This window comes from Roseateles sp. P1_C6, assembly GCF_056406315.1.
In genome coordinates this window covers 217,566-241,953 of record NZ_JBFUAK010000006.1, presented here as the reverse complement: position 1 = coordinate 241,953, position 24,388 = coordinate 217,566, and the positions used below count along the sequence as shown (strand labels likewise).

Annotated in this window: 24 protein-coding genes; 15 read left to right on the top strand and 9 right to left on the bottom strand. The window is 69.7% G+C overall.

The window, feature by feature from the left end:
* The first annotated feature begins 6 nt into the window (after positions 1–6).
* Complete coding sequence (locus AC1D29_RS15160; protein ID WP_477898762.1) at positions 7–480, top strand: low molecular weight protein-tyrosine-phosphatase; 474 nt, start codon at positions 7–9, stop codon at positions 478–480.
* Here the strand turns inward: AC1D29_RS15160 and AC1D29_RS15155 are convergent, their stop codons facing one another.
* From AC1D29_RS15155 to AC1D29_RS15135, 5 genes are all read right to left on the bottom strand, one after another.
* A complete protein-coding gene (locus AC1D29_RS15155; protein ID WP_477898760.1) occupies positions 481–3,582 on the bottom strand; it encodes an efflux RND transporter permease subunit in 3,102 nt (1,033 codons plus the stop codon).
* Positions 3,579–4,763 (bottom strand): efflux RND transporter periplasmic adaptor subunit, encoded by a 1,185-nt coding sequence (locus tag AC1D29_RS15150; RefSeq protein ID WP_477898758.1) that lies wholly within the window; start codon positions 4,761–4,763, stop codon positions 3,579–3,581. Before AC1D29_RS15150 ends, AC1D29_RS15155 begins: the two co-directional genes overlap by 4 nt.
* 110 nt (positions 4,764–4,873) lie before the next feature.
* Positions 4,874–5,782 (bottom strand): pseudouridine-5'-phosphate glycosidase, encoded by a 909-nt coding sequence (locus AC1D29_RS15145; RefSeq protein WP_477898756.1) that lies wholly within the window; start codon positions 5,780–5,782, stop codon positions 4,874–4,876.
* A complete protein-coding gene (locus tag AC1D29_RS15140; protein WP_477898754.1) occupies positions 5,779–6,687 on the bottom strand; it encodes a carbohydrate kinase family protein in 909 nt (302 codons plus the stop codon). Before AC1D29_RS15140 ends, AC1D29_RS15145 begins: the two co-directional genes overlap by 4 nt.
* A 17-nt stretch (positions 6,688–6,704) precedes the next feature.
* A complete protein-coding gene (locus AC1D29_RS15135) occupies positions 6,705–7,400 on the bottom strand; it encodes an alpha/beta hydrolase family protein (RefSeq protein WP_477898752.1) in 696 nt (231 codons plus the stop codon).
* 92 nt (positions 7,401–7,492) lie between these two features.
* Between AC1D29_RS15135 and alaC the strand changes: the two genes are divergently transcribed.
* Positions 7,493–8,713 (top strand): alanine transaminase, encoded by a 1,221-nt coding sequence (gene alaC / locus AC1D29_RS15130; protein ID WP_477898750.1) that lies wholly within the window; start codon positions 7,493–7,495, stop codon positions 8,711–8,713.
* Here the strand turns inward: alaC and AC1D29_RS15125 are convergent.
* A complete protein-coding gene (locus AC1D29_RS15125; protein WP_477898748.1) occupies positions 8,710–9,720 on the bottom strand; it encodes an AraC family transcriptional regulator in 1,011 nt (336 codons plus the stop codon). The genes alaC and AC1D29_RS15125 overlap by 4 nt on opposite strands.
* Before the next feature lie 144 nt (positions 9,721–9,864).
* On the opposite strand from AC1D29_RS15125, the gene AC1D29_RS15120 reads away from it, so the two are divergent.
* From AC1D29_RS15120 to gph, 3 genes are all read left to right on the top strand, one after another.
* Positions 9,865–10,698, top strand: a complete 834-nt coding sequence (locus tag AC1D29_RS15120; protein WP_477898746.1) for a class I SAM-dependent methyltransferase — start codon at positions 9,865–9,867, stop codon at positions 10,696–10,698.
* Positions 10,699–10,767: 69 nt separating this feature from the next.
* Complete coding sequence (locus tag AC1D29_RS15115; RefSeq protein WP_477898744.1) at positions 10,768–12,387, top strand: DUF3455 domain-containing protein; 1,620 nt, start codon at positions 10,768–10,770, stop codon at positions 12,385–12,387.
* 50 nt (positions 12,388–12,437) lie between these two features.
* On the top strand, positions 12,438–13,118 hold the full coding sequence (gph, locus tag AC1D29_RS15110; protein WP_477898742.1) for a phosphoglycolate phosphatase: 681 nt from the start codon (positions 12,438–12,440) through the stop codon (positions 13,116–13,118).
* Here gph and AC1D29_RS15105 read toward each other — a convergent pair.
* Positions 13,096–13,698, bottom strand: a complete 603-nt coding sequence (locus AC1D29_RS15105; RefSeq protein ID WP_477898740.1) for a chalcone isomerase family protein — start codon at positions 13,696–13,698, stop codon at positions 13,096–13,098. The genes gph and AC1D29_RS15105 overlap by 23 nt on opposite strands.
* 273 nt (positions 13,699–13,971) lie before the next feature.
* On the opposite strand from AC1D29_RS15105, the gene trpE reads away from it, so the two are divergent.
* Genes trpE through AC1D29_RS15070 form a run of 7 tightly spaced genes read left to right on the top strand, consistent with a single transcriptional unit; the run spans position 13,972 to position 20,115 of the window.
* A complete protein-coding gene (gene trpE, locus AC1D29_RS15100; protein ID WP_477898738.1) occupies positions 13,972–15,459 on the top strand; it encodes an anthranilate synthase component I in 1,488 nt (495 codons plus the stop codon).
* The gene (locus AC1D29_RS15095) at positions 15,460–16,044 is read left to right on the top strand and encodes an anthranilate synthase component II (RefSeq protein WP_477898736.1); all 585 of its coding nucleotides are present in this window, start codon (positions 15,460–15,462) and stop codon (positions 16,042–16,044) included. It begins immediately after the preceding gene.
* On the top strand, positions 16,041–17,090 hold the full coding sequence (gene ltaE, locus AC1D29_RS15090; protein WP_477898734.1) for a low-specificity L-threonine aldolase: 1,050 nt from the start codon (positions 16,041–16,043) through the stop codon (positions 17,088–17,090). The genes AC1D29_RS15095 and ltaE overlap by 4 nt, the downstream gene beginning before the upstream one ends.
* Before the next feature lie 2 nt (positions 17,091–17,092).
* Positions 17,093–17,593 carry a DinB family protein gene (locus AC1D29_RS15085; protein WP_477898732.1) on the top strand — a complete coding sequence of 167 codons (501 nt, stop codon included), beginning with the start codon at positions 17,093–17,095 and terminating at the stop codon, positions 17,591–17,593.
* Between the two features lies 1 nt (position 17,594).
* Complete coding sequence (gene trpD, locus AC1D29_RS15080; RefSeq protein WP_477898730.1) at positions 17,595–18,632, top strand: anthranilate phosphoribosyltransferase; 1,038 nt, start codon at positions 17,595–17,597, stop codon at positions 18,630–18,632.
* Positions 18,629–19,423 (top strand): indole-3-glycerol phosphate synthase TrpC, encoded by a 795-nt coding sequence (gene trpC / locus AC1D29_RS15075; RefSeq protein WP_477898728.1) that lies wholly within the window; start codon positions 18,629–18,631, stop codon positions 19,421–19,423. The genes trpD and trpC overlap by 4 nt, the downstream gene beginning before the upstream one ends.
* On the top strand, positions 19,420–20,115 hold the full coding sequence (locus tag AC1D29_RS15070) for a uracil-DNA glycosylase (RefSeq protein WP_477898726.1): 696 nt from the start codon (positions 19,420–19,422) through the stop codon (positions 20,113–20,115). Before trpC ends, AC1D29_RS15070 begins: the two co-directional genes overlap by 4 nt.
* Positions 20,116–20,131: 16 nt before the next feature.
* Here the strand turns inward: AC1D29_RS15070 and AC1D29_RS15065 are convergent, their stop codons facing one another.
* On the bottom strand, positions 20,132–20,875 hold the full coding sequence (locus tag AC1D29_RS15065) for a ubiquinone/menaquinone biosynthesis methyltransferase (RefSeq protein ID WP_477898724.1): 744 nt from the start codon (positions 20,873–20,875) through the stop codon (positions 20,132–20,134).
* A gap of 246 nt (positions 20,876–21,121) precedes the next feature.
* On the opposite strand from AC1D29_RS15065, the gene AC1D29_RS15060 reads away from it, so the two are divergent.
* Complete coding sequence (locus tag AC1D29_RS15060; RefSeq protein ID WP_477898722.1) at positions 21,122–21,274, top strand: hypothetical protein; 153 nt, start codon at positions 21,122–21,124, stop codon at positions 21,272–21,274.
* Positions 21,275–21,290: 16 nt separating this feature from the next.
* Here the strand turns inward: AC1D29_RS15060 and AC1D29_RS15055 are convergent, their stop codons facing one another.
* Positions 21,291–22,223: a LysR family transcriptional regulator gene (locus AC1D29_RS15055; RefSeq protein ID WP_477898720.1), complete on the bottom strand. Its 933-nt coding sequence runs from the start codon at positions 22,221–22,223 to the stop codon at positions 21,291–21,293.
* Between the two features lie 83 nt (positions 22,224–22,306).
* On the opposite strand from AC1D29_RS15055, the gene AC1D29_RS15050 reads away from it, so the two are divergent.
* Positions 22,307–23,095, top strand: coding sequence for an alpha/beta hydrolase fold domain-containing protein (locus AC1D29_RS15050; protein WP_477898718.1), 789 nt, complete (start codon positions 22,307–22,309; stop codon positions 23,093–23,095).
* 20 nt (positions 23,096–23,115) lie between these two features.
* Positions 23,116–24,333 (top strand): efflux RND transporter periplasmic adaptor subunit, encoded by a 1,218-nt coding sequence (locus AC1D29_RS15045; protein ID WP_477898716.1) that lies wholly within the window; start codon positions 23,116–23,118, stop codon positions 24,331–24,333.
* Positions 24,334–24,388 lie beyond the last annotated feature (55 nt).

Here is a 24,388-nt window from a genome sequence, read left to right as displayed (position 1 = left end):
AGCAGCATGGCCGCCATCCTCCTCGTCTGCACCGCCAACATCTGCCGCTCGCCGATGGCCGAGGCCATCTTCAAGGCCAAGCTGGGCGACGTGTTCAAGACCATCGCCTCCGCCGGCGTGCATGCCGACCCGCGCGGCGGCCCGGTGGACGCGCGCGCTGCGGCGGCCCTGGCCCGCCACAACTACAGCCTGGAGCGCAAATGGCGCTCACGCCGCGTGCAGCCCGAGGAACTGGGCCAGTACGACCTGGTGCTGGTGATGGAGTCCGAGCATGCCGACGCGCTGCGCGAGAAGGCCGCGCCCGAGCACCGCGCCCGCATCGTGCTGCTGACCGACTTCGTGCCCGAGCTGGCCGGCCAGGACGTGCCGGACCCCTACTTCGGCCCCGTCCAGGGCTTCGACACCGTCATCGGCATGATCGAGCGCGCGGCCCTGCGGCTGCTGGCCGAGAGCCGCGAAGGCCGCCTGAAGCTCGGCTGATCAGGCCGCCTTGCTGGCGAAGTCGGCGACTTCGCGCACGTCCGGCCCCTTGCCGCTGAAGCGGTCCAGCGCCAGGTAGATGACCGGCGTGATGTACAGCGTCACGGCCTGCGACAGGACCAGCCCGCCCACGACGGCCAGGCCCAGCGGCTGGCGCAGCTCGGCACCGGCGCCCAGGCCCAGCGCGATGGGCAGCGCGCCCATCAGCGCGGCCAGCGTCGTCATCATGATGGGCCGGAAGCGCAGGATGCAGGCTTGACGTATCGCCTCGGCGGGCGGCAGCCCCTGGCTGCGCTGCACGTCCAGCGCGAAGTCGATCATCATGATCGCGTTCTTCTTGACGATGCCGATCAGCATGACGATGCCGATGGTGGCGATGATGGTCAGCTCCATGCCGAACAGCTGCAGCGTGATCAGCGCGCCCACCGCCGCGGACGGCAGGCCGGCCAGGATGGTCAGCGGGTGGATGTAGCTCTCGTACAGCACGCCCAGCAGCACATAGATGACCGCCACGGCCAGGCCGATGAGCAGCAGCTGGCCGCCCTGCGAGTCCTGGAACACGGCCGCGTCGCCGCCATAGCTGGTGATGACGCTGGGCGGCAGCTTGATGTCGCGCGTGAAGGCATCGATCTGCTTGGTCGCGTCGCCCAGCGGCACGTTGGGTGCGAGGTTGAAGCTGATCGTGATGGCCTGCAGCTGGCCCTGGTGGTTGACCGCCGTGGGGCCCAGCGTGCGCTGCACGGTGGCGAACGACGTCAGCGGCACCTGCGCGCCGTTGTTGCCGCGCAGGTAGATCTTGTCGAAGGCGGTCTCGCTGCTGCGGTCGCTGTCGCCCGCCTCCATGATGACCTGGTAGGTGTTGCTCTCGGCGTAGATGCTGGACACCTGGCGCTCGCCGAAGGCGCCGTACAGCGCGTTGCGCAGCTCGCCCATGTCCACGCCCAGCAGCGACGCGCGCTCGCGGTCGATGACCAGGCTGGCCTGCAGGCCGCGCAGCTGCGAGTCGCTGGTGATGTCACGGAAGCGCTCGTCGCCGCGCAGCTTCTCCTGCAGCTTGACGGCCCAGGTGTTCAGCTCGCCGGCCGACACCGACTGCAGCGTGTACTGGTAGCGGCTCTTGCTCTGGCGCCCGCCCAGCTGCAGGTTCTGCACCGGGCGCAGGTAGACCTGGATGCCCGGCACCGCGCGCAGCTTCTTGCGCAGGCCTTCCAGCACCTTGGCCATGGGCTCGCGCTGGTTGCGCGCCTTCAGGTTGATGAACATGCGGCCGGTGTTGGTGGCGCTGCCCGACGGCCCGCCGCCGACGGCCGAGCTGAGCGCGGCGACATTGGGATCGTTGCGCACGATGGCCGCCACGCGGTCCTGCAGCACGGTCATGGCCGCAAAGGACGTGTCCTCGGCGGACTCGGTGCTGGCCTGGATCTGGCCGATGTCCTCCTCGGGGAAGAAGCCCTTGGGGATGGTCGTGTAGAACCAGATCGTCGCGACGAAGCTCAGCAGCGCCACGCCCAGCACCCAGGCCCGGTGGCGCAGCGCCAGATCCAGCGTGCGCGTGTAGCCGTTCAACGTGGCCGTGAAGCCGCGCTCGAACAGGCGGCCCAGCGGCCCGTCCTCGTGGTGCTCGTCGGCCTTCAGCAGGCGGCTGCACAGCATGGGCACCAGCGTCAGCGACACGACGGCCGAGACCAGGATGGACAGGCCCACGACGACGGCGAACTCGTGGAAGAGCAGGCCGATGACGCCCGGCATGAAGAAGATGGGGATCAGCACCGCCACCAGCGACACCGAGATGGACAGGATGGTGAAGGCCATCTCGCGCGCGCCGCGCACGGCCGCGTCGAAGGGCTTCATGCCGTCCTCGACGTGGCGGACGATGTTTTCCAGCATGACGATGGCGTCGTCCACCACCAGGCCCACGGCCAGCGTGATGCCCAACAGCGAGATGTTGTCCAGGCTGTAGCCCAGCGCGAACAAGAGGGTCAGCGCGCCGATCAGCGAGATCGGGAGGGACGCCGTCGGGATCAGCGTCGCCACCGCGCGGCGCAGGAAGATGAAGATCACCAGCACCACCAGGCCCACCGTCAGCGCCAGCGTCACGTAGACGTCGTGCAGCGATTCGCGGATGGACACCGAGCGATCGTTCAGCGTGTCCATCTTGATGGAGGCCGGCATCTGCGACGCATAGCGCGGCAGCAGCGCCTTGACCTTGTCCACCACCTGCACGGTGTTGGCATCCGGCTGCCGCTGGATGGCCAGCACGATGGAGCGCTCGCCCTGGTAGGTGGAGTAGGTCTTGCTCGTCTCGACGCTGTCCTGCACGTCGGCCACGTCGCGCAGCATCACCGGCGCGCCATTGCGCGACGCGACGACGATGCGACCGAACTCGGCGGCATTGCGCAGCTGGCGGTTGGCCTGGATGGTCAGCGTCTGGCGCGAGCCGTCCAGCACGCCCACCGGCGTGTTGGCATTGGCCGCGCGCACCGCGTTCTGCAACTCGTCCAGCGTGATGTTGCGCTGGTTCAGCAGGTCGGTGCGCACCTTGATGCGCACCGCGTAGCGCTTCTGGCCAAAGATGGACACCTGGGCCACGCCGTCGATGGTGGACAGGCCCGGCGACAGCAGGTTCTCGGCGTAGTCGTTCAGCTCGGTCAGGTCGATGGAGGGCGACGTCAGCGCCACCAGCAGCACCGGCGCGTCGGCCGGGTTGACCTTGCGGTAGCTGGGCGGCGACGTCATCTCGGCGGGCAGTGCGCGCAGCGAGCGGAACAGCGCCGCCTGCACGTCCACGGCCGCGGCGTCGATGTTGCGCGAGGGGTCGAACTCCAGCGTCAGCGAGGTGCTGCCCAGCGTGTTGGTCGACGAGATGGTCAGCAGGCCGGCGATGGTGGCGAACTGCTTTTCCAGCGGCAGCGCCACCGACGACGCCATGGTCTCGGGCGACGCGCCGGGCAGCGACGCGCCGACGTTGATGATGGGCGTGTTGTACGACGGCAGCGCGGCGACCGGGATGCGGCTCCAGGCCGCCAGGCCGGCGATGACCAGCGACAGGTTCAGCAGCACGGTCATGACCGGCCGCCGGATGAAGACCTCGGTGAGCCTCATTTGTCGGCGCCCGAAGCCGGATTGGAGGCGACGGCAGCCGGGCTGCCCAACGCCGGCTGCAGGCGCAGCGGCGTGCCGGGGCGCAGGTTCTGCTTGCCCTCCATGACGACCTGGGCCGTCGCGTCCAGGCCCTCCACCACGGCCTGCTCACCCATGGCCTGGCGCAGTTGCACGGGCACCAGCTTGGCCGTGTTGTCGGGCCCGACGACGTAGACCGAGCGCTCGTTGCCGCGCATGATGATGGCCGCCTGCGGCACCACCGTCACGCCCTTCAGCGTGCGCAGCGTGACGCGCACACGCAGGTACTGGCCCGGCCACAGCGCCTGCTGCTTGTTGTCGAACTCGGCCTTGACCTTGATGGTGCCGGTGGCGCTGTCGACCAGGTTGTCCACCGCCGTGACGCGGCCCTTGATGGGCGCCGTGCCGCGCGCGGCACCGGCCGGCGGCAGGGCTTCCACGTCCAGCTCGCCGGCGCGCGTGGCGGCCAGCAGCGAACCCAGCTGCGTCTCGGGCACCGCGAAGCTGATGGCGATCGGGTCCAGCTGCGCGATGTTGACCAGCGGCAGTGCGCTCGCGTTGGCCTGCACCAGGCTGCCAGGGTAGACGCTGACGATGCCCACGCGGCCGGAGATGGGCGCGCGCAGCTCGTTGTAGCCCAGCGTGACCTGGGTGGCCTGCACGGCGGCCTCGTCGCTGCGGATCAGCGCCTGGCCGGATTCGAGATTGGCCTGGGCCGTGTCCAGTGCGCTGCGCGACACGAAGTTCTGCGCCACCAGCTCCTGAGCGCGCTTGTACTGGCGCTCCAGGTCGTTCTGCGCCGCGCGGTCACGGGCCAGTTGCGCGCGCGCCTTCTCCAGCGCGGCGCGCTCGGCGCGGTCGTCGAAGCGGAACAGCAGCTCGCCCTTCTTGACGCTCTGGCCGTCCTTGACCAGCACCTGGGACACGATGCTGGTCGTCTGCGCGCGCAGGTCCACGCTCTGCAGCGCCGTCACCGTGCCACTGGCCTCCACGGTGACCGGCACGTCGGCCTGGCGCACCTTGACGACGCCGACGTTCTGCGCGGGCGGCGCGCTGGCCGCGCCGGCCGGGGCCGGTGCAGCGCCGGCATCGTCCTTGCGACCACAGCCAGCCAGGAGGGTCAGCGCGAGGCCGCAGAGGATCAGGGAGGGGGTCGAGCGCATGTGGCTGGCCTGCCGAAAGTAATGGGGATTGACTGCAAAAACGAGTCAGCTTACCTGTCCCGTTTTGCTGGCAGGTTGCTGGCTCGCGCAGGCTGACGCGTTTTTCGCGGTCAGCCCTGCAGCGCACGCGCCAGCCGCGCTCCCACGACGGCGTTGTGCTTCACGAGGGCGATGTTGGTCGCCAGACTGCGCCCGCCCGTCAGCGCCTTGATGCGCGCCAGCAGGAAGGGCGTGATGGCCTTGCCGCTGATGCCTTGCGCGTCGGCCTCGGCCAGCGCCGCGGCGGTGATCGCGTCGATCTCCTCGCGCGGCATCGCGGCCGCGGCCGGCACCGGGTTGCTGAGCACCACGCCGCCGGACAGGCCCAGCGCCCACTTGGCGCGGATGAAGCGCGCCTGGCTCTGGGCATCGTCCATGCGGAAGTCCGCCTTCAGGCCGCTGTCGGGCGTGAAGAAGGCCGCGAAGTTGTCCTGGCCCACCGACAGCACGGGCACGCCATGCGTCTCCAGGTACTCCAGCGTCAGGCCCAGGTCCAGAATGGACTTGGCGCCCGCGCAGACCACCGCCACCGGCGTGCGCGCCAGCTCCTGCAGGTCGGCCGAGATGTCGAAGCTCTCGTGGCCGCCGCGGTGCACGCCGCCGATGCCGCCGGTGACGAAGACTTCGATACCGGCCAGGTGGGCACAGATCATGGTCGCGGCCACCGTCGTGGCGCCCAGGCGGCCGGTGGCGATGGCGAACGGCAGGTCGCGGCGGCTGAGTTTCATCGCGTCGGGCGCCTGTGCGAGCTGGGTCAGCTCCTCGTTCGTCAGCCCGACGCGGATGCGCCCGCCGATGACGGCGATGGTGGCCGGCACCGCGCCCTCGGCGCGGATGACGTCCTCGACCTCGCGCGCCGTCTCCAGGTTCTGCGGCCAGGGCATGCCGTGGGCAATGATGGTGGATTCGAGGGCCACGACGGGGCGGCCCGCCTCTCGGGCGGCGGCGACTTCGGGCGAGAGCTGGATCAGTTCGTTCATCGTTCTTCTAGGAATCTAGGGTTCAGTTCGGGGTGGACGCTGTCCTCGGTCTGCAGCGTCAGCGCGGCGAGGTCCAGGCCCAGCCGGGCGGCGGCGTCAAAGTCATCGGGCGCCTTCAGCAGCGACGCGCAGACGCCGGCCGACAGCGCATCACCGGCGCCGGTCACGTCCACGACATGCACCTGCGGCGCCGGCCAGTGGCGCGGCGCGCGGCCGGGCGTGCTGAGCAGCAGGCCGTCCGCACCCTTGGACACCAGCACGCAGCCCACGCCACGCGCATGCAGCGCGTCGAAGGCCTCGTTCGCGTCTGCGGCGATGGTGGCCAGCTCGCCCATGTTCATGACGAGCAGGTGCAGGCCGTCCAGCCGCGGCGGCAGCCGCTCCATCTTGGCCTCCGACACCGCCACGCCCACCAGCGGGATGCCGCTGGCGCGCGCCTCGGCCAGCAGCAGCGGCCAGGCATCGGTGGGCAGGTTGCCATCGGCCACGACCAGTGCGGCACCGGCGCGCAGCGCCTTGCTGGCCTCAAGGGCCCAGGGGTTCAGGCTCTCGACCAGCGGCATGGATGCCAGGCCCAGCTCCAGGCTGCCATCGGGCGCCAGCACGGCGGTGTAGCTGTCGCTGGCATGGCGGCGCAGCCGGATGACGGCGCGCGTGTCCATGCCCACGCTGGCGGCCTGCTCCAGCAGCATGCGGCCGCCCGCGTCGTCACCGACGGCCGCCACCAGTGCCACGGGCAGGCCCAGCCGCGCCAGGTTCTCGGCGACGTTGCGCACGACGCCGCCAGGCGTCTCATGCGATTCACAGGGGTTGGACGAGCCGAGCAGCGCACTGGCCAGCAGGCGCAGCTTGCGATCGATGTTGAGGCCGCCGATGCAGACGATGGGGGCGGCTGAAGGGTTCATCGCGCGATTCTAGGAAGTCACCCCGCCGCGCGCCCGCGGGCTTGCGCTAGGAACCACGCCGCCATCGCGTCCGCCAGCGCCTGCAGCACCTGCGCATCGGTGCGGCCGCTGCGCGCCCTGACGTGGAAGGCATGGTCCGCGTCGTCCTCCAGGTGCAGCATGGCTCTTGCATCGCCCAGCCCCTGGACGACGCCCTGCAGCAACGCCAACTCGGCCAGCTCATCGCGCGTGCCCTGCAGGAACAGCATCGGCACCTGAACTTCCGCCAGATGCGCGGCCCGCTCGATGCCCGGCTTGCCGGCCGGGTGCAACGGAAAGCCGACGAACGCCAGGCCGCGCACGCCCGCCATGGCCTCGGCGGCCTGCGCCTGCGAGGTCATGCGGCCGCCAAAGGACTTGCCGCCCGCGAACAACGGCGTGCCGGGCAGGCGGCTGCGTGCCGCTGCCACGGCGGCACGCACGGCCGCGTGCGCCACCGCAGGCGTGTCGGGCCGCTTGGAGCCACGCTCCATGTAGGGGAACTGGTAGCGCAGCGTGGCCACCGAGTTCGCCAGCAAGGCCTCGGACAACGCCGCCATGAAGCTGTGGTGCATGCCCGCACCCGCGCCGTGGGCGAATGCGTAGGTGGCGCGAGGCTGGGCCGGCTGCAGCCACAACGCGGACACCGTGGTGTCGTCGTCGACCCTCAGCACGAGTGGTTCTGGCGAAGTCATGCCTGCAGCTTAGTGCGCTAGAGTCGCCCGCGGTGCGGCGCCACGCCGCCCACGTCGCTCGGACGGTTCCGGGCGCTCACGTGACACTGCCAATGACTTCCTCCTCTTCCGCCTCCGGCGGCAAGCGCCGTTTCGCGCGCATCGACCGCCTCCCGCCCTACGTCTTCAACATCACCGCCGAGCTCAAACTGGCGGCCCGCCGACGCGGCGAAGACATCATCGACATGAGCATGGGCAACCCCGACGGGGCCACGCCGGCGCACATCGTCGCCAAGCTCAACGAAGTCTCACAGCGGCCCGACACCCACGGCTACTCGGCCAGCAAGGGCATCCCGCGGCTGCGCCGCGCGATCTCGCACTGGTACCAGCGCCGCTACGGCGTCGCCATCGACCCCGACCACGAGGCCATCGTCACCATCGGCTCCAAGGAGGGCCTGGCCCACCTGATGCTGGCGACGCTGGACCGCGGCGACACCGTGCTGGTGCCCGACCCGAGCTACCCCATCCACATCTACGGCGCGGTCATTGCCGGCGCCGACATCCGCGCGATTCCGGTCAGCAGCGAGGTCGACTTCTTCGCCGAGCTGGAACGCACCATCCGCGGCAGCTACCCCAAGCCCAAGATGATGGTGTTCGGCTTCCCGTCCAACCCGACGGCGCAGTGCGTGGACATCGGCTTCTTCGAGCGCGTCGTGGCGCTGGCGAAGAAGCACGACATCCTGGTCGTGCACGACCTGGCCTATGCCGACATCGTCTTCGACGGCTATGTCGCGCCGTCCATCATGCAGGTGTCCGGCGCCAAGGACGTGGCCGTCGAGTTCTTCACGCTGTCCAAGAGCTACAACATGGCCGGCTGGCGCGTCGGCTTCATGGTCGGCAACCCCGACCTCGTCGCAGCACTCGCCCGCATCAAGAGCTATCACGACTACGGCACCTTCACGCCACTGCAGGTCGCGGCCATCGCCGCGCTCGAAGGCGATCAGCAGTGCGTGCTGGACATTGCGGCCAGCTACCAGCGCCGCCGCGACGTGCTGTACAAGGGCTTGATCGAAGCCGGCTGGCAGGTGGACTGCCCCAAGGCCAGCATGTACATCTGGGCGCGCATCCCCGAGCCGTACCGCGAGCTGGGTTCGCTGGAGTTCGCCAAGCAACTGCTGGAGAAAGCCAAGGTCTGCGTGTCGCCCGGCATCGGCTTCGGCGACCACGGCGACGGCCACGTGCGCTTCGCGTTGATCGAGAACGAGTCGCGCATCCGCCAGGCGGTGCGGGGCATCAAGGCCATGTTCAAGGCGGATGGCGTGCTGAAGGCCTAGGCGGCCGCAGCGACCTGCTGCCGCCGCCAGGTCGCCGGCGGCAGGCCGGTCGCGCGCTTGAAGGCGCGCGAGAACGCCGCCTCCGAGTCGTAGCCCACCTGCACCGCCACGTCGGCGACGTTGGCGGGGCTCTCGCGCAGCAGTCGGGCGCCGCACTGGATGCGCCAGTGGGTCAGGTATTGCATCGGCGGCAAGCCGGTGAAGGCGACAAAGCGATCGTGCAAGGCCGAGCGTGACAGGCCGGCCCGGCGGCCCAGCTCGTCCATGGTCCACGGCTCGGCGGGCTCCGCGTGCATCAGCGACAGGGCGCGGCCGACCTGGCGGTCGCGCAGGGCGCCCAGCCACCCTTGCGCCTGCGCCGGCAGCGAGTCGAGGTAGCGGCGCGTGGCATCCACGAACACCATTTCGCTGACCCGCTGCAGCAGCGCGCCGCCGCCCGCGCGCGGCGTGTCCCACTCGGCCACCGCCTGCTCCATGATGGGCGCGACCCAGGCGCCGACATCGGCCGCGCGCAGCCGCAGCAACCGGGGCAGCGCGTCGATCAAGGGGTTGAAGGGCTTGAGGTCGCAGGCCACGAAGCCGCACAGCAGCACCGTGGACGCGTCCTCGCTCGGCAGCCCCTGGCCCGGCAGGAACATGCCGCCGCGGTAGGTGATGGGAATCGGCTTGGGTGCATCGCGCACCTGCAGCAGCCAGCTGCCGTCATCCTCGACGGGCTTCAGGCCCGGCGCGCTCGACACCACATGCGCATCGCCATGCGGCAGCATGATGAGGTCGCCCGGCTCCAGGCGCATCGGCGGCTCGCCGTCCACGGCCACCCAGCCGGCGCCCTTGACGAACAGGTGGTACTCGATGAGGTGCTCGGCGCCGGGCATCACCGACGGACCCAGTTCGCTCGCCGATGCGGCCTGCGCGGACCACTCGTCCCGGCAACTGACGTGGAAGAACACGCCGCCGCGCAGCCGCACGCTGCGCAGCACGTCGGACAGCGGGTCCATGCCGCTCATGCGGGCCTCCCGGTAATTTGCACGGACTCTGGAGCAAGCGCGGGCGACGCCGGGTGAAGCGCGAAATCGCCCAAAAACCAACCATTGCCGGACCGATCCACAAGACATCGGCCTTCTCTCTTCATCGTCAAGGAATTGCTCATCATGACCACCACCCCGAACCCCACCGCGGCAGCCCCCGACTATGCCGCCATCAAGCAGCGCCAGCAGGCCACCTGGGCCAGCGGCGACTATGCCGTCGTCGGCACCACGCTGCAGATCGTCGGCGAGCAGCTCGCCGAGGCCGCCGACCTGCGCGCCGACGAACGCGTGCTGGACGTGGCCGCCGGCAATGGCAACGCGACACTCGCCGCGGCGCGCCGCTATGCCCGCGTCACGTCCACCGACTACGTGGACGCCCTGCTCGACAAGGGTCGCCAGCGCGCCTCCGCCGAAGGCCTGGCCGTGCACTTCGAGGTCGCGGATGCCGAAGCCCTGCCCTACGAGGCCGGCGCCTTCGACGCCGTCATCTCCACGTTCGGCGTCATGTTCGCCCCTGACCACGCGACGTCGGCGCGCGAGATGCTGCGCGTCGTGCGGCCGGGCGGGCGCATCGCGCTGGCGAACTGGACACCCGAGGGCTTCATCGGCCAGCTGTTCAAGACGGTGGGCAAGCATGTGCCGCCGCCCGCGGGCCTGCGCTCGCCCACGCTGTGGGGCTCGGAGCCGCACATCACCGCGCTGTTCGGCCCGTCGGCCAGCGGGCTGCGCGTCGAGCGCAAGACCTTCAATTTCCGCTACCGCTCGGCCGAGCATTTCCTGCGGGTGTTCAAGACCTACTACGGCCCCACGCACAAGGCCTTCGCCGCGCTCGACGCCGCGGGCGGCGCCGCGCTGCAACGCGACATCCTCGCGCTGACGCAAGAGCACGACATCGGCGGCGGACGCGGCCTGGTCGTGCCGAGCGAATACGCCGAAATCGTCGTCACCGTCGCCTGATTCCACGAACTCCCCATGCGGCCCGGACCACCGGGCCCGGCCGCCGCATGGCTTCATCACAGCCCCACCATGAAAACTCTCCTCTCCCTGCCCTCCCTGGCCTTGCTGGCCGCCACGTCGACGGCACAGGCCGACGTCGTCACCAGTTGGAACATCACCGCCGGTGACCTGCTGGTGCAGGCCCGCCTGGGCACCCCGCCCGCCGTGCGCGCCATGGCCATCGTGCAGACCGCCGTGCACGAAGCCGTCGCCGACGCGCAGCGCCTGCAGGCCAGCACCGACGCCGCTGTCGCCGCCGCCAACCGCGCCACCCTGCTGCAGTTGCTGCCGCAGCAGGAGGCCGACATCAACGCGGCCTACCGCAAGGCCATGGACAAGCTCGGCGACGCCGCCACGGTGGCCGAGGGCGCCGCCGCGGGCGAACACGCCGCCCGGCGCGTGCTGGCCTGGCGCGCCGGTGACGGTGCCGCGGCCAAGGACGCCTACCGGCCGCACACCACGTCGGGCCAGTACGTGCCGACTGTTCCGGTGGCCACGCCCCATTGGGGCGGCCGCAAGCCCTGGCTGATGCATGACGGCGCCCAGTTCCGCCCCGCGCCACCGCCGCCGCTGGACAGCGAGGCCTGGGCACGCGACTTCAACGAGGTGAAGACGCTGGGCAGCAAGTCCAGCGCGCAGCGCACGGCCGCGCAGACCGACGTGGCGAAGTTCTGGGAGTTCTCGCTGCCCCCGATCTACATGGGCGTGCTGCGCTCCGTGGCGGACGCACCCGGGCGCAGCGCCGCGCAGAACGCCCGGCTGTTTGCCGCCGCGGCCCAAGCAATGGACGACGCCCTCATCGCCGTCATGGACGCCAAGTACCACTACGGCTTCTGGCGCCCGGTCACGGCCATCCGCAACGGCGACCGCGACGGCCGCGACGACACGACCGTCGACGCCGGCTGGGCGCCGCTGATCGACACGCCGATGCACCCCGAGTACCCCAGCGCCCACAGCGTGCTCGCCGCCTCGATGGCCGAAGTGGTGAAGACCGACGTGGGCAAAGCGCGGCTGCCGGAGCTCACGACCAGCAGCCCGACGGCCAACGGGGCCACGCGCCGCTGGGACTCCCTGGCGGCCTTCACCGATGAGGTGTCCCAGGCGCGCATCTGGTCGGGCATCCACTTCCGCACGTCGACGCAGGTGGGGCTGGACATGGGACGGCGCGTCGGCGCGTTGGCCGCGCGCGGCGTCGCCACGGCGCCCGCCGATGCCGGCCTGCCCGCGGTCATCTCGGCACCCATCGGCAGCAAGGTCGTGGAGCGCATCAGCGCCCGCGGCGTGCAGATCTACGAATGCCGCGCCGGTGCCGCCGCCTGGCAGTTCGTCGCACCGCAGGCCACGCTGTTCGACGCCAGCGGCGTGCCGGTCGGCACGCATGACGCCGGCCCGCACTGGCAGGCCGCGGACGGCAGCCGCGTGCGCGGCGCGGTGGACGCCAAGGCCGACGCCGCCCAGCCCGGCGCCATCCCCTGGCTGCTGCTGTCGGCCCGCTCGGTCGGCCTGGCCGGTCGCTTTGCGGCGGTCACCGCCATCCAGCGCGTCAACACGCAGGGCGGCGCGGCACCACAGCGCGCCTGTGATGCCAGCGTCGCAGGCATGGTGGAGCGCGTGCCGTACACGGCGGACTATCTGATGCTGGCGTCCTGAGCGCCTGCCGCGCGTGGCGACAATGGCCGACCACTCTCTGCTGCCGCCCCTTGAACGCCACGCTGCTTCTCCCACCCCAGGCCTGCATCCTCGACCTCGACGGCACCCTCGTCGACACGCTGGGCGACTTTGTCGCCGTGCTGGGCCAGGTGCTGGCCGACCTGGGCCTGCCCGGCGTCACGCGCGACTTCATCGAGCACACCATCGGCCGCGGCAGCGAGCACCTGGTGCGCACCACGCTGGCCCAGGTGGGCGCGGACGCTGCATCGTTCGACCGGGCCTGGGCGCTGTACCAGCAGCACTACGCTGCGGTGAACGGCGCGCATGCGGTCATCTACCCGGGCGTCGTCGAAGGGCTGGAGCTGCTGCGCACGCGGGGCCTGCCGCTGGCCGTGCTGACCAACAAGCCCGGCGCGCCGGCGCGCGAGCTGCTCAAGCGCAAGGGCCTGGACGGCTACTTCAGCCACGTCTTCGGTGGCGACGCGTTCGCGCGCAAGAAACCCGACCCGCTGCCGCTGCTGAAGACCTGCGAGGCACTGGGCACGCCGCCTGGCGCGACCTGGATGGTGGGCGACTCACGCAACGACGCCGAGGCCGCGCACGCGGCCGGCTGCCCGCTGATCCTGATGACCTACGGCTACAACCACGGCGAGGACATTCGCGCCGTGCCGGCCCGGCAGCACCTGGCCCGGCTCGACGCGCTGGATCTCAGCGGCGGCGCTCGCGCTTGATGCCCAGCAGGGCGTCCTTCAGTGCGTCGTCGGCCGGCTTGTCGCCCAGCCAGATGCGCAGCAGGCAGGTGAAGAACTCGGGCTCCTTGATCGGCTCGGTCATCAGCGGCTTGCCGTTCAGCAACAGCGTCGAGCCGACGCCTGGCACGTAGTCCACGGAGAAGCTGTCGCCGCTCGCCAGCGCCTTGCGGCTGGCGAACACCTCGCTGAGCTTGAGCACGCCGTTGATGGACTTGACGAACTCGTCGCGCGGCGCGTTGGCCTCCATGCCCTTGGTGAAAAGCTTGCCCAGCTCGTTGCCGTCGATCTCGCGCAGCATCTGGATGTGGATGCGCTTGGGGCCGGGCGCCGTCAGCACCTCGGGCGTCGTGTTGACTTTGTGCGTCAGGTACAGGCCGGCCGTGTAGACCTTGAAGATGGCCTTGTAGCGGATGCCAGCGCCGTTGAGCTGCAGCTTCTGGCCGGCCAGGTCGGCCACGGTTTCGTACTTGACGTTGGCCACGTCGACCGTCTCCGCCCAGGCCGCTGCCCCTCCCAGGCTGCCCGCGGCCACCAGGGCCGCGACGATGAATGCGCGCATGTCTCGCTCCGTTATCGTGCCGCGATGGCGGCATCTTCGTGTGCCGAAGTATGGCGCGTCATGCCCGAAAACCCGCTGATACACTGGATCGATCATGTTCATCACGCGGAAGTACATCACGGGGTCGAGCGACCGGGGAGCCTGGCCCTGGCGTCGCTGGTCAACCCTGGCCTGATGTTGCTTGGCGCGCCCTGACGCGCACTTTCTCGCGTTGCCCGTTCTCCACCGGGCTGCACGCCAAGCCCTGAAACTTGTCTTTCAAGGTTTGACGCCGTGATCACCGAACTCGAATTCCAGAGCCTCGCTTCCGAGGGCTACAACCGCATCCCGCTCATCAGCGAGGCCTTTGCGGATCTCGAAACCCCGCTGTCCCTGTACCTCAAGCTCTGCGCCGGTTCCGGCCAGGGCCGCAACAGCTTTCTGCTGGAGTCCGTCGTCGGCGGCGAGCGCTTCGGGCGCTACTCCTTCATCGGCCTGCCGGCGCGCACGCTGATCCGCGCGACCGGCCAGCGCTGCGAGGTCGTCACGGACGGCCAGATCGTCGAGACGCATGAAGGCAACCCGCTGGACTTCATCGCCGCCTACCAGGAGCGCATCAAGCCCAGGATCCCGACCGGCCTGCCGCGCTTTTGCGGCGGCCTGGCCGGCTACTTCGGCTACGAGGCCGTGCGCGCGATCGAGAAGCGCCTGGCCAGCGCGCACAAGGAAGGCGGCCTGGGCACGCCCGACATCCTGCTGCTGCTGTCCGAGGAAATCGCCGTCATCGACAACCTGTCGGGGCGCCTGTACCTCATCGTCTGGGCCGACCCGCGCCAGCCCGAGGCCTACTTCCGCGCCAAGAAGCGGCTGACCGCGCTGCGCGACAAGCTGACCTACTCGGTCAGCGTGCCGCGCGTGACGCGCAGCGAGGCCCACCCGGTGACGCGTGGCTTTGCCAAGGCCGATTACTTGGACGCCGTGGCCAAGGCCAAGGAATACATCGCCGCCGGCGACCTGATGCAGGTGCAGGTGGGCCAGCGCATCTCCAAGCCCTACAAGGCCGAGCCCATCGCGCTGTACCGGGCACTGCGGGCGCTGAACCCCAGCCCCTACATGTACTTCTACGACCTGGGCGATTTCCAGATCGTCGGCGCCAGCCCCGAGATCCTGGTGCGCGAGGAACACGCCGGCGACGGCAGCCGCAAGGTCACGATCCGGCCGCTGGCCGGCACCCGCCCGCGTGGCGCCACGCCCGAGCGCGACCGCGAGCTGGAGGCGGAGCTGCAGGCCGACCCCAAGGAGCGCGCCGAGCACCTGATGCTGATCGACCTGGCGCGCAACGACATCGGCCGCATCGCGCGCACCGGCAGCGTCAAGGTCACGCAGGCCTTCACCATCGAGCGCTACTCGCACGTGATGCACATCGTCTCCAACGTCGAGGGCGTGCTGCGCCCCGAGGTCGGCCAGCTGGACGTGCTGAAGGCCACCTTCCCCGCCGGCACGCTGACCGGCGCGCCCAAGGTGCGCGCGATGGAACTCATCGACGAGCTGGAACCCGTGCAGCGGGGCATCTACGGTGGCGCCTGCGGCTACCTGAGCTTTGCCGGCGACATGGATCTGGCCATCGCCATCCGCACCGGCATCATCAAGGACGGCATGCTGTACGTGCAGGCGGCGGCCGGCGTCGTGGCCGACTCGGTGCCAGAGCTGGAATGGCAGGAAACTGAAGCCAAAGCGAGAGCGCTGCTGCGCGCCGCCGAGCTGGTTGAGGAGGGCTTCTAAATGCTGTTGATGATCGACAACTACGACAGCTTCACGTTCAACATCGTCCAGTACTTCGGTGAACTGGGCGCCGACGTGAAGGTGGTGCGCAACGACGAGATCACCGTCGCCGAGATGGCGGCGCTGGACCCGGCCCACATCGTCTTCTCGCCCGGCCCCTGCACGCCCAACGAGGCGGGCGTGTGCGTGGAGGCCATCCAGTACTTCACGGCCAAGAAGCCGCTGCTGGGCGTGTGCCTGGGCCACCAGGCCATGGGCCAGGCGCTGGGCGGCAGGATCATCCGCGCGCAGCGGCAGATGCACGGCAAGGCCAGCACGATCACGACGGACCAGCGCGGCGTCTACACGGGCCTGCCCAAGGACTTCTCGGTGATCCGCTACCACTCGCTGGTCATCGAGGAGGCGACCTGCCCCGCGGTGCTGGAGATCACGTCGCGCAGCGAGGACGGCGAGATCATGGGCGTGCGCCACCGCGAGCTGGCCGGCACGGCCACGCCGCTGGAGGGCGTGCAGTTCCACCCCGAATCCATCCTCAGCGAGCACGGCCACGCGATGCTGCGCAACTTCCTGGAACTCAAGTCATGAGCGACTACGCACCCGGCTCGGCCGGCAGCGGCAGTGATGTGATTGCCGACCTGCGCAGCGACACGGTCACCAAGCCGACGCCGGCGATGCTGGAAGCCATCGCCGCGGCCCAGGTCGGCGACGACGTGTTCGGCGACGACCCCACCGTGAACGCGCTGCAGGAGCGCGTCGCCGCGCTGCTGGGCAAGGAAGCGGCGCTCTTCATGGCCAGCGGCACGCAGAGCAACCTGTGCGGGCTGCTGGCGCACTGCGGCCGCGGCGACGAGTACATCGTCGGCCAGATGGCCCACACCTACCGCTACGAAGGCGGCGGCGCGGCCGTGCTGGGCAGCATCCAGCCGCAGCCGCTGCCCAACCAGCCCGACGGTTCCATCAAGCTGGAAGACATCGCCGCCGCCATCAAGCCCGACGACCCGCACTTCGCGCGCACGCGGCTGCTGGCGCTGGAGAACACCTGGAGCGGCCAGGTGCTGTCCACGCAGTACACCAATGCCGCCTGCGAGCTGGCCCATGCGCGCGGCCTGGCGACCCATCTGGACGGCGCCCGGCTCTTCAACGCGGCGGTCGCCTCGGGCCGCAGCGTGGCGGACCTGGCGCGGCCGTTCGACTCGGTGTCCATCTGCTTCAGCAAGGGCCTGGGTGCGCCCATCGGCTCCATGTTGGTCGGCTCGCGAGAGCTGATCCAACGCGCCCACCGCGTGCGCAAGATGGTGGGCGGCGGCCTGCGCCAGGTGGGCCTGCTGGCCGCGGCCGCGGACCATGCGCTGACCTATCACGTCGCCCGCCTGGCCGACGACCATGCGCTGGCCCGGCGGCTGGCCGAAGGCCTGGCCGCGCTGCCGGGTGTCACGGTCACGCCACCGCAGACGAATATCGTCTTTGCGCAGGTCAGCGACGGCCGCACGCTGGCGCTGCTGGAGCATCTGAAGTCGCGCGGCGTGCTGGCCACGGGCCTGATCGGGCTGCGCTTCGTGACCCACCTGGACGTCGATGCCGCGGGCGTCGACCACGCCATCGCGGCGGCCCGCGAATTCCTGGAGGCTTGATCGTGTCGACATCCACGCTGTTGATCTCGCTGTACGAGCAGAAGGCCGCCATCAACCGCGAGTTCTTCGCGGCGCTGGCCGGCGCGCCGTTGTCGCCCGACAACCGCCACATCGCCATCCGCACGCTGAACCACATCCACACGGTGGACCGCATCTTTGCGGCCCATCTGCGCGACGAACCCCACGGCTTCACGGCCAGCAACACCGAGGCCACACCGACGCTGGACGAGCTGCGCGCCTCGGTCGAGCAGGTGGACGGCTGGTATGTCGACTACGTGCGCGCGCTGGCACCCGAGCAATTCGAGGAAGTGCTGAGCTTTCGCTTCACCGACGGCGACGCCGGCCGCATGAGTCGTGAGGAAATCCTGGCCCATGTCATCCATCACGGCAGCCACCACCGTGGCAATGTCGGCATGCTGATGAAACAGATCGACCAGCCGCCGCCGCGCGACCTGCTGACGCGCCATCTCCACCAGACCGAACCCCAGCGCCGCGAGGCTTGACATGCCGATCACCGACACCGAAGCCCTGACCCGCGTCATCGAGCACCGCGAGATCTTCCACGACGAGATGCTGACGCTGATGCGCCGCATCATGGCCGGCGAGATGTCGCCCGTCATCGCGTCGGCGCTGCTGACCGGCCTGCGCGTGAAGAAGGAAACCATCGGCGAGATCACCGCTGCCGCGCAGGTCATGCGCGAGCTGTCCAACAAGGTGCCGCTCGGCCCGCTGCCGCACCTGGTGGACGTCGTCGGCACCGGCGGCGACGGCGCGCACAGCTTCAACATCTCGACCTGCTCGATGTTCGTCGCGGCGGCCGGCGGCGCCCAGGTGGCCAAGCACGGCAACCGCAGTGTCAGCAGCAAGACCGGCAGCGCCGACGTGCTGGAGGCGCTGGGCGCCAACATCCAGCTGACGCCGCGCCAGGTGGCGGCGTCGGTGGATGAATGCGGCATCGGCTTCATGTTCGCGCCCAACCACCACCCGGCGATGAAGAACATCGCGCCGGTGCGCCGCGAGCTGGGCGTGCGCACCATCTTCAACATCCTGGGCCCGCTGACCAACCCGGCCGGCGCGCCCAACATCCTGATGGGCGTGTTCCACCCAGACCTCGTGGGCATCCAGGTGCGCGTGCTGCAGCGCCTGGGCGCGGAACATGCGCTGGTCGTCTACGGCAAGGACGGCATGGACGAGATCTCCCTCGGTGCGACGACGCTGGTCGGCGAGCTGAAGGACGGTGCCGTGCGCGAGTACGAGATCCACCCCGAGGACTTCGGCATGGCCATGGCCAGCAACCGCAGCCTGAAGGTGGAAGGCCCGGAGCAGTCGCGCGAGATGCTGATCGGCGTGCTGGACGGCAAGACCGGCCCGGCGCGCGACATCGTGCTGCTGAACGCCGGCGCGACGCTGTACGCGGCCAACGTGGCGCCGACGCTGACCGATGGCATCGCCCGCGCCCGCAAGGCGCTGGACAGCGGCGCCGCGCGCGGCAAGCTGGACGCCTTCGTCAAGGCGACGCAGGGCCTGGGAGCAAAGACATGAGCAGCGACATCCTCAAGCGCATCGTCGAGGTCAAGTGGGAAGAAATCTCGGCCGCCAGGCTGAAGCGATCGCTGGCCTCGCAGCGCGAGGAGGCGGAAGCCCGCAAGGATGAGCGCCTGGGCTTCGAGCGCTCGCTGCGCGCCACCATCGCCGCCGGCCACGCGGCCGTCATCGCCGAGATCAAGAAGGCCAGCCCCAGCAAGGGCGTGCTGCGCGAAGACTTCCAACCGGCGCTGATCGCCGAGAGCTACGCCCGCAACGGCGCGTCCTGCCTGAGTGTGCTGACCGACGAGCGCTTCTTCCAGGGCTCCATTGCCTACCTGCAACAGGCCCGCGCCGCCTGCGAGCTGCCGGTGCTGCGCAAGGACTTCATGGTCGACGAGTACCAGGTCATGGAAGCCGGTGCGATCGGCGCGGACTGCATCCTGCTGATCGCCGCCTGCCTGGAAGATTCGCAGATGGCCGACCTTGAAGCGGCGGCCCACGCCATCGGCCTGGACGTGCTGGTGGAAGTGCACGATGGCGACGAACTGGACCGCGCGCTGAAGCTGAAGACGCCGCTGGTGGGCATCAACAACCGCAACCTGCGCACCTTCGACGTGACGCTGGACACGACGCTGGCCCTGCTGCCGCGCGTGCCGGCGGACCGGCTGCTGGTGACCGAGTCGGGCATCCTGGGTGCGGCGGACGTGCAGCGCATGCGCGACGCGAACGTCAACGCCTTCCTCGTCGGCGAGGCCTTCATGCGCGCGCCGGACCCGGGTGCAGCGTTGGCGACACTGTTCGGATGAAGCTGCCGCTGCAACTGCCCGACACCGACTGGCGCCCCGTCGTCGAGGCCTGGGCAGCGTCGCCCGCCGGCCAGCGCATCGAGGCCTTCCTCGCCGAGCGCGTCGCCGCCGGCGCCACCATCTATCCGCCCGAGCCGCTGCGCGCGCTGACGCTGACGCCGCTGTCGCAGACCCGCGTCGTCATCCTGGGCCAGGACCCGTACCACGGCCCCGGCCAGGCCGAGGGCCTGTCCTTCAGCGTGCCGCCCGGCGTGCCGCTGCCGCCCAGCCTGCGCAACATCTTCAAGGAGATCCAGCGCGACCTGGGCAAGCCCTTCCCGCCCGACGGCAGCCTGGTGCGCTGGGCCGAAGGCGGCACGCTGCTGCTGAACGCCGTGCTGACTGTGGAAGACGGCCAGCCCGCCAGCCACGCCAACCGCGGCTGGGAGGCGTTGACCGACGCGCTCATCAAGGCCGCAGCCGTCGACCCGGCGCCCAAGGTCTTCATGCTGTGGGGCGCCTACGCCCAGGCCAAGGCGCCGCTGATCGAGGCGGCGCGACAGGACCACCTGGTGCTGAAGGCCAACCACCCGTCGCCGCTGTCGGCACTGAAGCCGCCGCGGCCTTTCATCGGCTGCGGGCACTTCTCGACGGCCAAGGCCTGGCTGGAAGAGCGTGGGCGCCGCCGGCCGGGGCACCCCAACCCCAGGTAGCAGACCGAGAATCCGGTCAAGCGGTCGGTTTGCGCGCAGTGTGAATGGCCACGATGCCCAGGGATAGGCGTTCGAAGGCCACGTCCTCGAAGCCCTGCTCGCTCAGCTCTCGCGCCAGTGCTTCGGCCGTCGGAAAATCCTTTATGCCGTGCAACAGGTATTTGTAGGCCGACGCATCGCCTCCCGTTGCCAGCCATCCGAGCAAAGGCATGCACAGCGACATGTAGAGCAGGTAGGTCCGATGCAAAGGCGCCCAGGGGATGTTCGACGCCTCCAGCAGGATCAGGCGTCCGCCCGGTCGAAGGACGCGCCGGGCCTCCTTCATGGCCAGCTGACGATTGCAGATCTTGAAGGCCAGTGACATCGAATAGGCATCGACGCTACCACTGGCAACCGTCGGCATGGCCTCGGCATCCAGTTGCCGCACATCCACCATGCCTCGGTACGGCCCCAGGCGAGCTGACGCGATGGCCAACATCTTGGGGCTGATGTCCGACGCGATGATGGTGCGCTTTTGGCCAGCCACCCGCGGCAGCACGCGAAGAATGATGTCGCCTGTGCCGGTGGCGCCGTCCAGCAGCGTGTGCCATGACTCTCGGGCGATCGTGTGCGCGACGCGCCGCTTCCACAACCGATGAATGCCAAGACTGAACAGATCGCAGAGCCGGTCATAGCGGCCGGCAATGCGGCCGAAGACGTCATCTCGCTGCCAAGCGAACTCCGCGGCATTGCGTCGCTCGATGTTTTCGCCTTGCGTCATGAACGCGATGCGCCGTGAGTGACGAGCCGGCTGCGCGCCTCGCGATGCCGATGCGCGCGCGACGGCGCCATGAAATCAAGAACGTTGCCCAAGACACAGCCTCCCGCGGGATGACATCCGCACCATCGATTGTTCCGCTGACAGCAACTCGCCGTTCTATTCCGCCCGCTTTTTCCCAAGCCGCGGAATACCTACATTGACTCCTGTCGGCGCACCGCCTGTGTGCCCCGCGACAAGGAAGTCACCATGAACACCCGATCCTTCTTCACGCTGATCACCGCCGCGACGGCCGTCGCAGCGCTGGCGGCGGGCATGTTGTTGGCCCTCAGCGCCCCGGCGCCGGCGACCAGCGATTTCGGCCCCGCCTTGATGGCCGCCGCCGAGCCCGAGCAGGCCTGAGCGCGACCGCCCGCGCTCAGCTGGTGCAGCGCATCTTCACGCCGCCCATCGCCTCGCGGCCCAGCAGGTCGACGACCCAGTCGACGAACACCCGCAGCTTGCTGCTGAGGTGGCGGTTCGGCGGGTAGACCACATAGACCGGGACCGGCTCGGCGTCCCAGTCCTCCAATATCCGCACCAGTTCGCCGGTCTTGAGCAGCGGCCCGGCCATGAAGCAGGTGACCTGCACCACGCCCAGGTGGGCCAGGCCGGCATTCAGATAGGCATTGGCATCGTTGACGGCAATGATGTGATTGCCCACCACTTCGACGGCCTCCTCGCCACGGCGGAAGGTGTCGGGCATGACCTTGCCGGTCCGCGCCGAGAAGTAGCCCACCATGCGGTGCGGTGGCCGGCCCAGCTCCAGCGGGTGCGCGGGCGTGCCGTGGCGGCGCAGGTATTCGGGCGTCGCGCAGGTGATGAAGCGGAACTCGGCAACGCGGCGCGCGACCAGGCTCTGGTCGGTCAGGTCGCCGCCGCGGATCACGCAGTCGATGTTGTCGCTGATCAAGTCCACCGTGCGGTCGCTGACGCCCAGTTCGATTTGGATGTCCGGATAGCGCGCGTAGAAATCCGGCAGGTGGGGAATGATCATTTCCCGGCCCACCACGCCGGGCACGTCGATGCGGATGCGCCCACGAGGCGTCACGCGCGCCTGGCTCATGCTGCCTTCCAGCTCCTCCAGGTCGCCCAGCAGCCGCATGGCGCGCTCGTAATAGGCGGCGCCATCGGGCGTGACCGTGACGCGGCGCGTCGTGCGGTTCAGCAGCTTGGTGCGCAGGTGGGTTTCCAGCGTCTGGATCAGACGTGTGACGGTGGCCTTGGGCAGGTCCAGCGAGTCGGCAGCCTTTGTGAAGGTGCCAGCCTCGACGACCCGCACATAGGCTTGCATGGCGGTGAGTCGGTCCATGGCGCGATTGTTTCAGGTTGGGGAAAAGTGAGTCACTTTGAAGGGCGTTTATCTAAGGGACATGAATCTCTATCTTTCGCCCCATGGACAAATTCGCCATCCCTTCCACGTTGCGCCTGGGCCCCACGCCCGGTTTCGTGGCCCATGTCTACGCTGCCCGGCGTCCGCTGGACGGCGGCGGGCGGGCGCTGATGCTGTATCTGCACGACGGCAGCTTCACCGGCGGCTCGCTGGACGCAGCGCGCTCGCGCAGCGAGATGCTGGCCGACGCAGGCGCCGATGTCGTCGCGCTGGACTACCCGCTGGCCCCCGAGCACCCCTTCCCAGCCGCGCTGAGCGCCGCCTTCGAGGCGCTGCAGGCGCTGGCCGCCAAGCGCAGCAAGCTGACCGGCAGCGCGCAGACGGTGTTGTTCGTCGCCGGCGAGGAAGCAGGCGGCAACCTGGCGGCGGCGCTGGCGCTGATGGCGCGCGACCAGCGTGCGCCAGAGCTGGCCGGCCAGCTGCTGATCTCGCCCATGCTGGACCCGGTGCTGGGCAGCGCGTCCATGCGCGACGGTGAGTGCGGCGGCTGCGAATGCATTTATGCCAAGGGCTGGCAGGCCTATCTGGGCGACAGCACGCGTGCTGACCATCCTTATGCCGCGCCGCTGAACGCGCTGCGCCTGTCGGGCCTGGCGCCCGCCCTGGTGATGGGCGTTGCCGGCCACCCGCTGAACGACGAGGCGCGCCGCTATGCCGCAGCCTTGCGCGAGCACGGCGGCACGGCCAAGGACTTGACGCTGCCGGCCATCGCACCCGGCTATGTGCTGGCACCCATCCATGAGTTCCTGAGCCAGGCCACCCGCCGGGCTCTGACACCGCCTTCTGCTTGAAACCCCTGGGAGAAATCGAAATGCAGTCCACCGCCCCTCGCTTCAATCGCCGCCTCGGCCTCATCGCGGGTGCCGTCGCCCTGGTGGCGCTCGGCGCCATCGGCTTCGGCCAGTTCAACCAGCCGGCGCAGGCCAACTCCGGCCCCGCCGCGCCGCCGGCCACGCCGGTGTCCGTCGCTCAAGTGCTCAGCCAGGACGTGGCCGCCTGGAACGAGTTCTCCGGCCGCCTGGAAGCCGTGGAGCGCGTGGATGTGCGGGCCCGCGTGTCGGGCGCCGTGCAGCAGGTGCATTTCCGCGAGGGCAGCCTCGTGAAGGCGGGTGACCTGCTCGTCACCATCGACCCCGCGCCCTACCAGGCCGAGGTGTCCCGCCTGGAAGCGCAGGTGGCCGCGGCGCAGGCGCGCGTGACGTACTCGCAGAGCGAAGCCACGCGAGCCAAGTCCTTGCTGGAAGACCGCGCCGTGGCCCGCCGCGAGTTCGACGAGAAGGACAACGCCGCCCGCGAGGCGGCCGCCAACCTGCGCGCCGCGCAGGCCGCGCTGCAGTCGGCGCAGCTCAATCTCAGCTACACGCAGGTGCGTGCCCCGGTGGCCGGCCGCGTCGGCAAGATCGAGGTGACGCAGGGCAACTTGGTCGCCGCGGGTGCGGGCGCGCCGGTGCTGACCAACCTGGTGTCGGTCAGCCCCATCTACGCCAGCTTCGACGCCGACGAAAAGGTCGTCCGCGAGGTGCTGGCCTCGCTGCCGGGCGGCGGCGCAGAGCGCCGCGGCATGGACAAGGTGCCGGTCGAGATGCTGGCCGGCGCCGACAAGGCCACGACCGGCCGCCTGCAGTTGGTGGACAACCAGGTGGATGCCAAGAGCGGCACGCTGCGCGTGCGGGCGGTGTTCGACAACAAGGACGGCGGCCTGATCCCGGGCCAGTTCGCCAAGCTGCGCATGGGCCAGGCCAGGAACGAGGCGGCGCTGCTGGTCAACGAGCGCGCCGTGGGCACCGACCAGGACAAGCGTTTCGTCATCGTCGTGGGCCAGGGCAACCAGGCCGAATGGCGGCCGGTGAGCCTGGGCGCCAGCGTCAACGGCCTGCGTGTCGTGACCAGCGGGCTGAAGGCCGGCGAGCGAGTCGTCGTCGGTGGCGTGCAGCGCGTGCGGCCCGGCGCGGTGCTCGCACCCAAGGACGTCGCGATGGACGCCAAGCCCGAGCTGCAAGCCAAACAGACGGCCGCGACCGCCTCCTGACCTAGCCCCACACCTCCGTAGCGAGCCCTGTCACCGGGCCGGCCATCACTTCGGT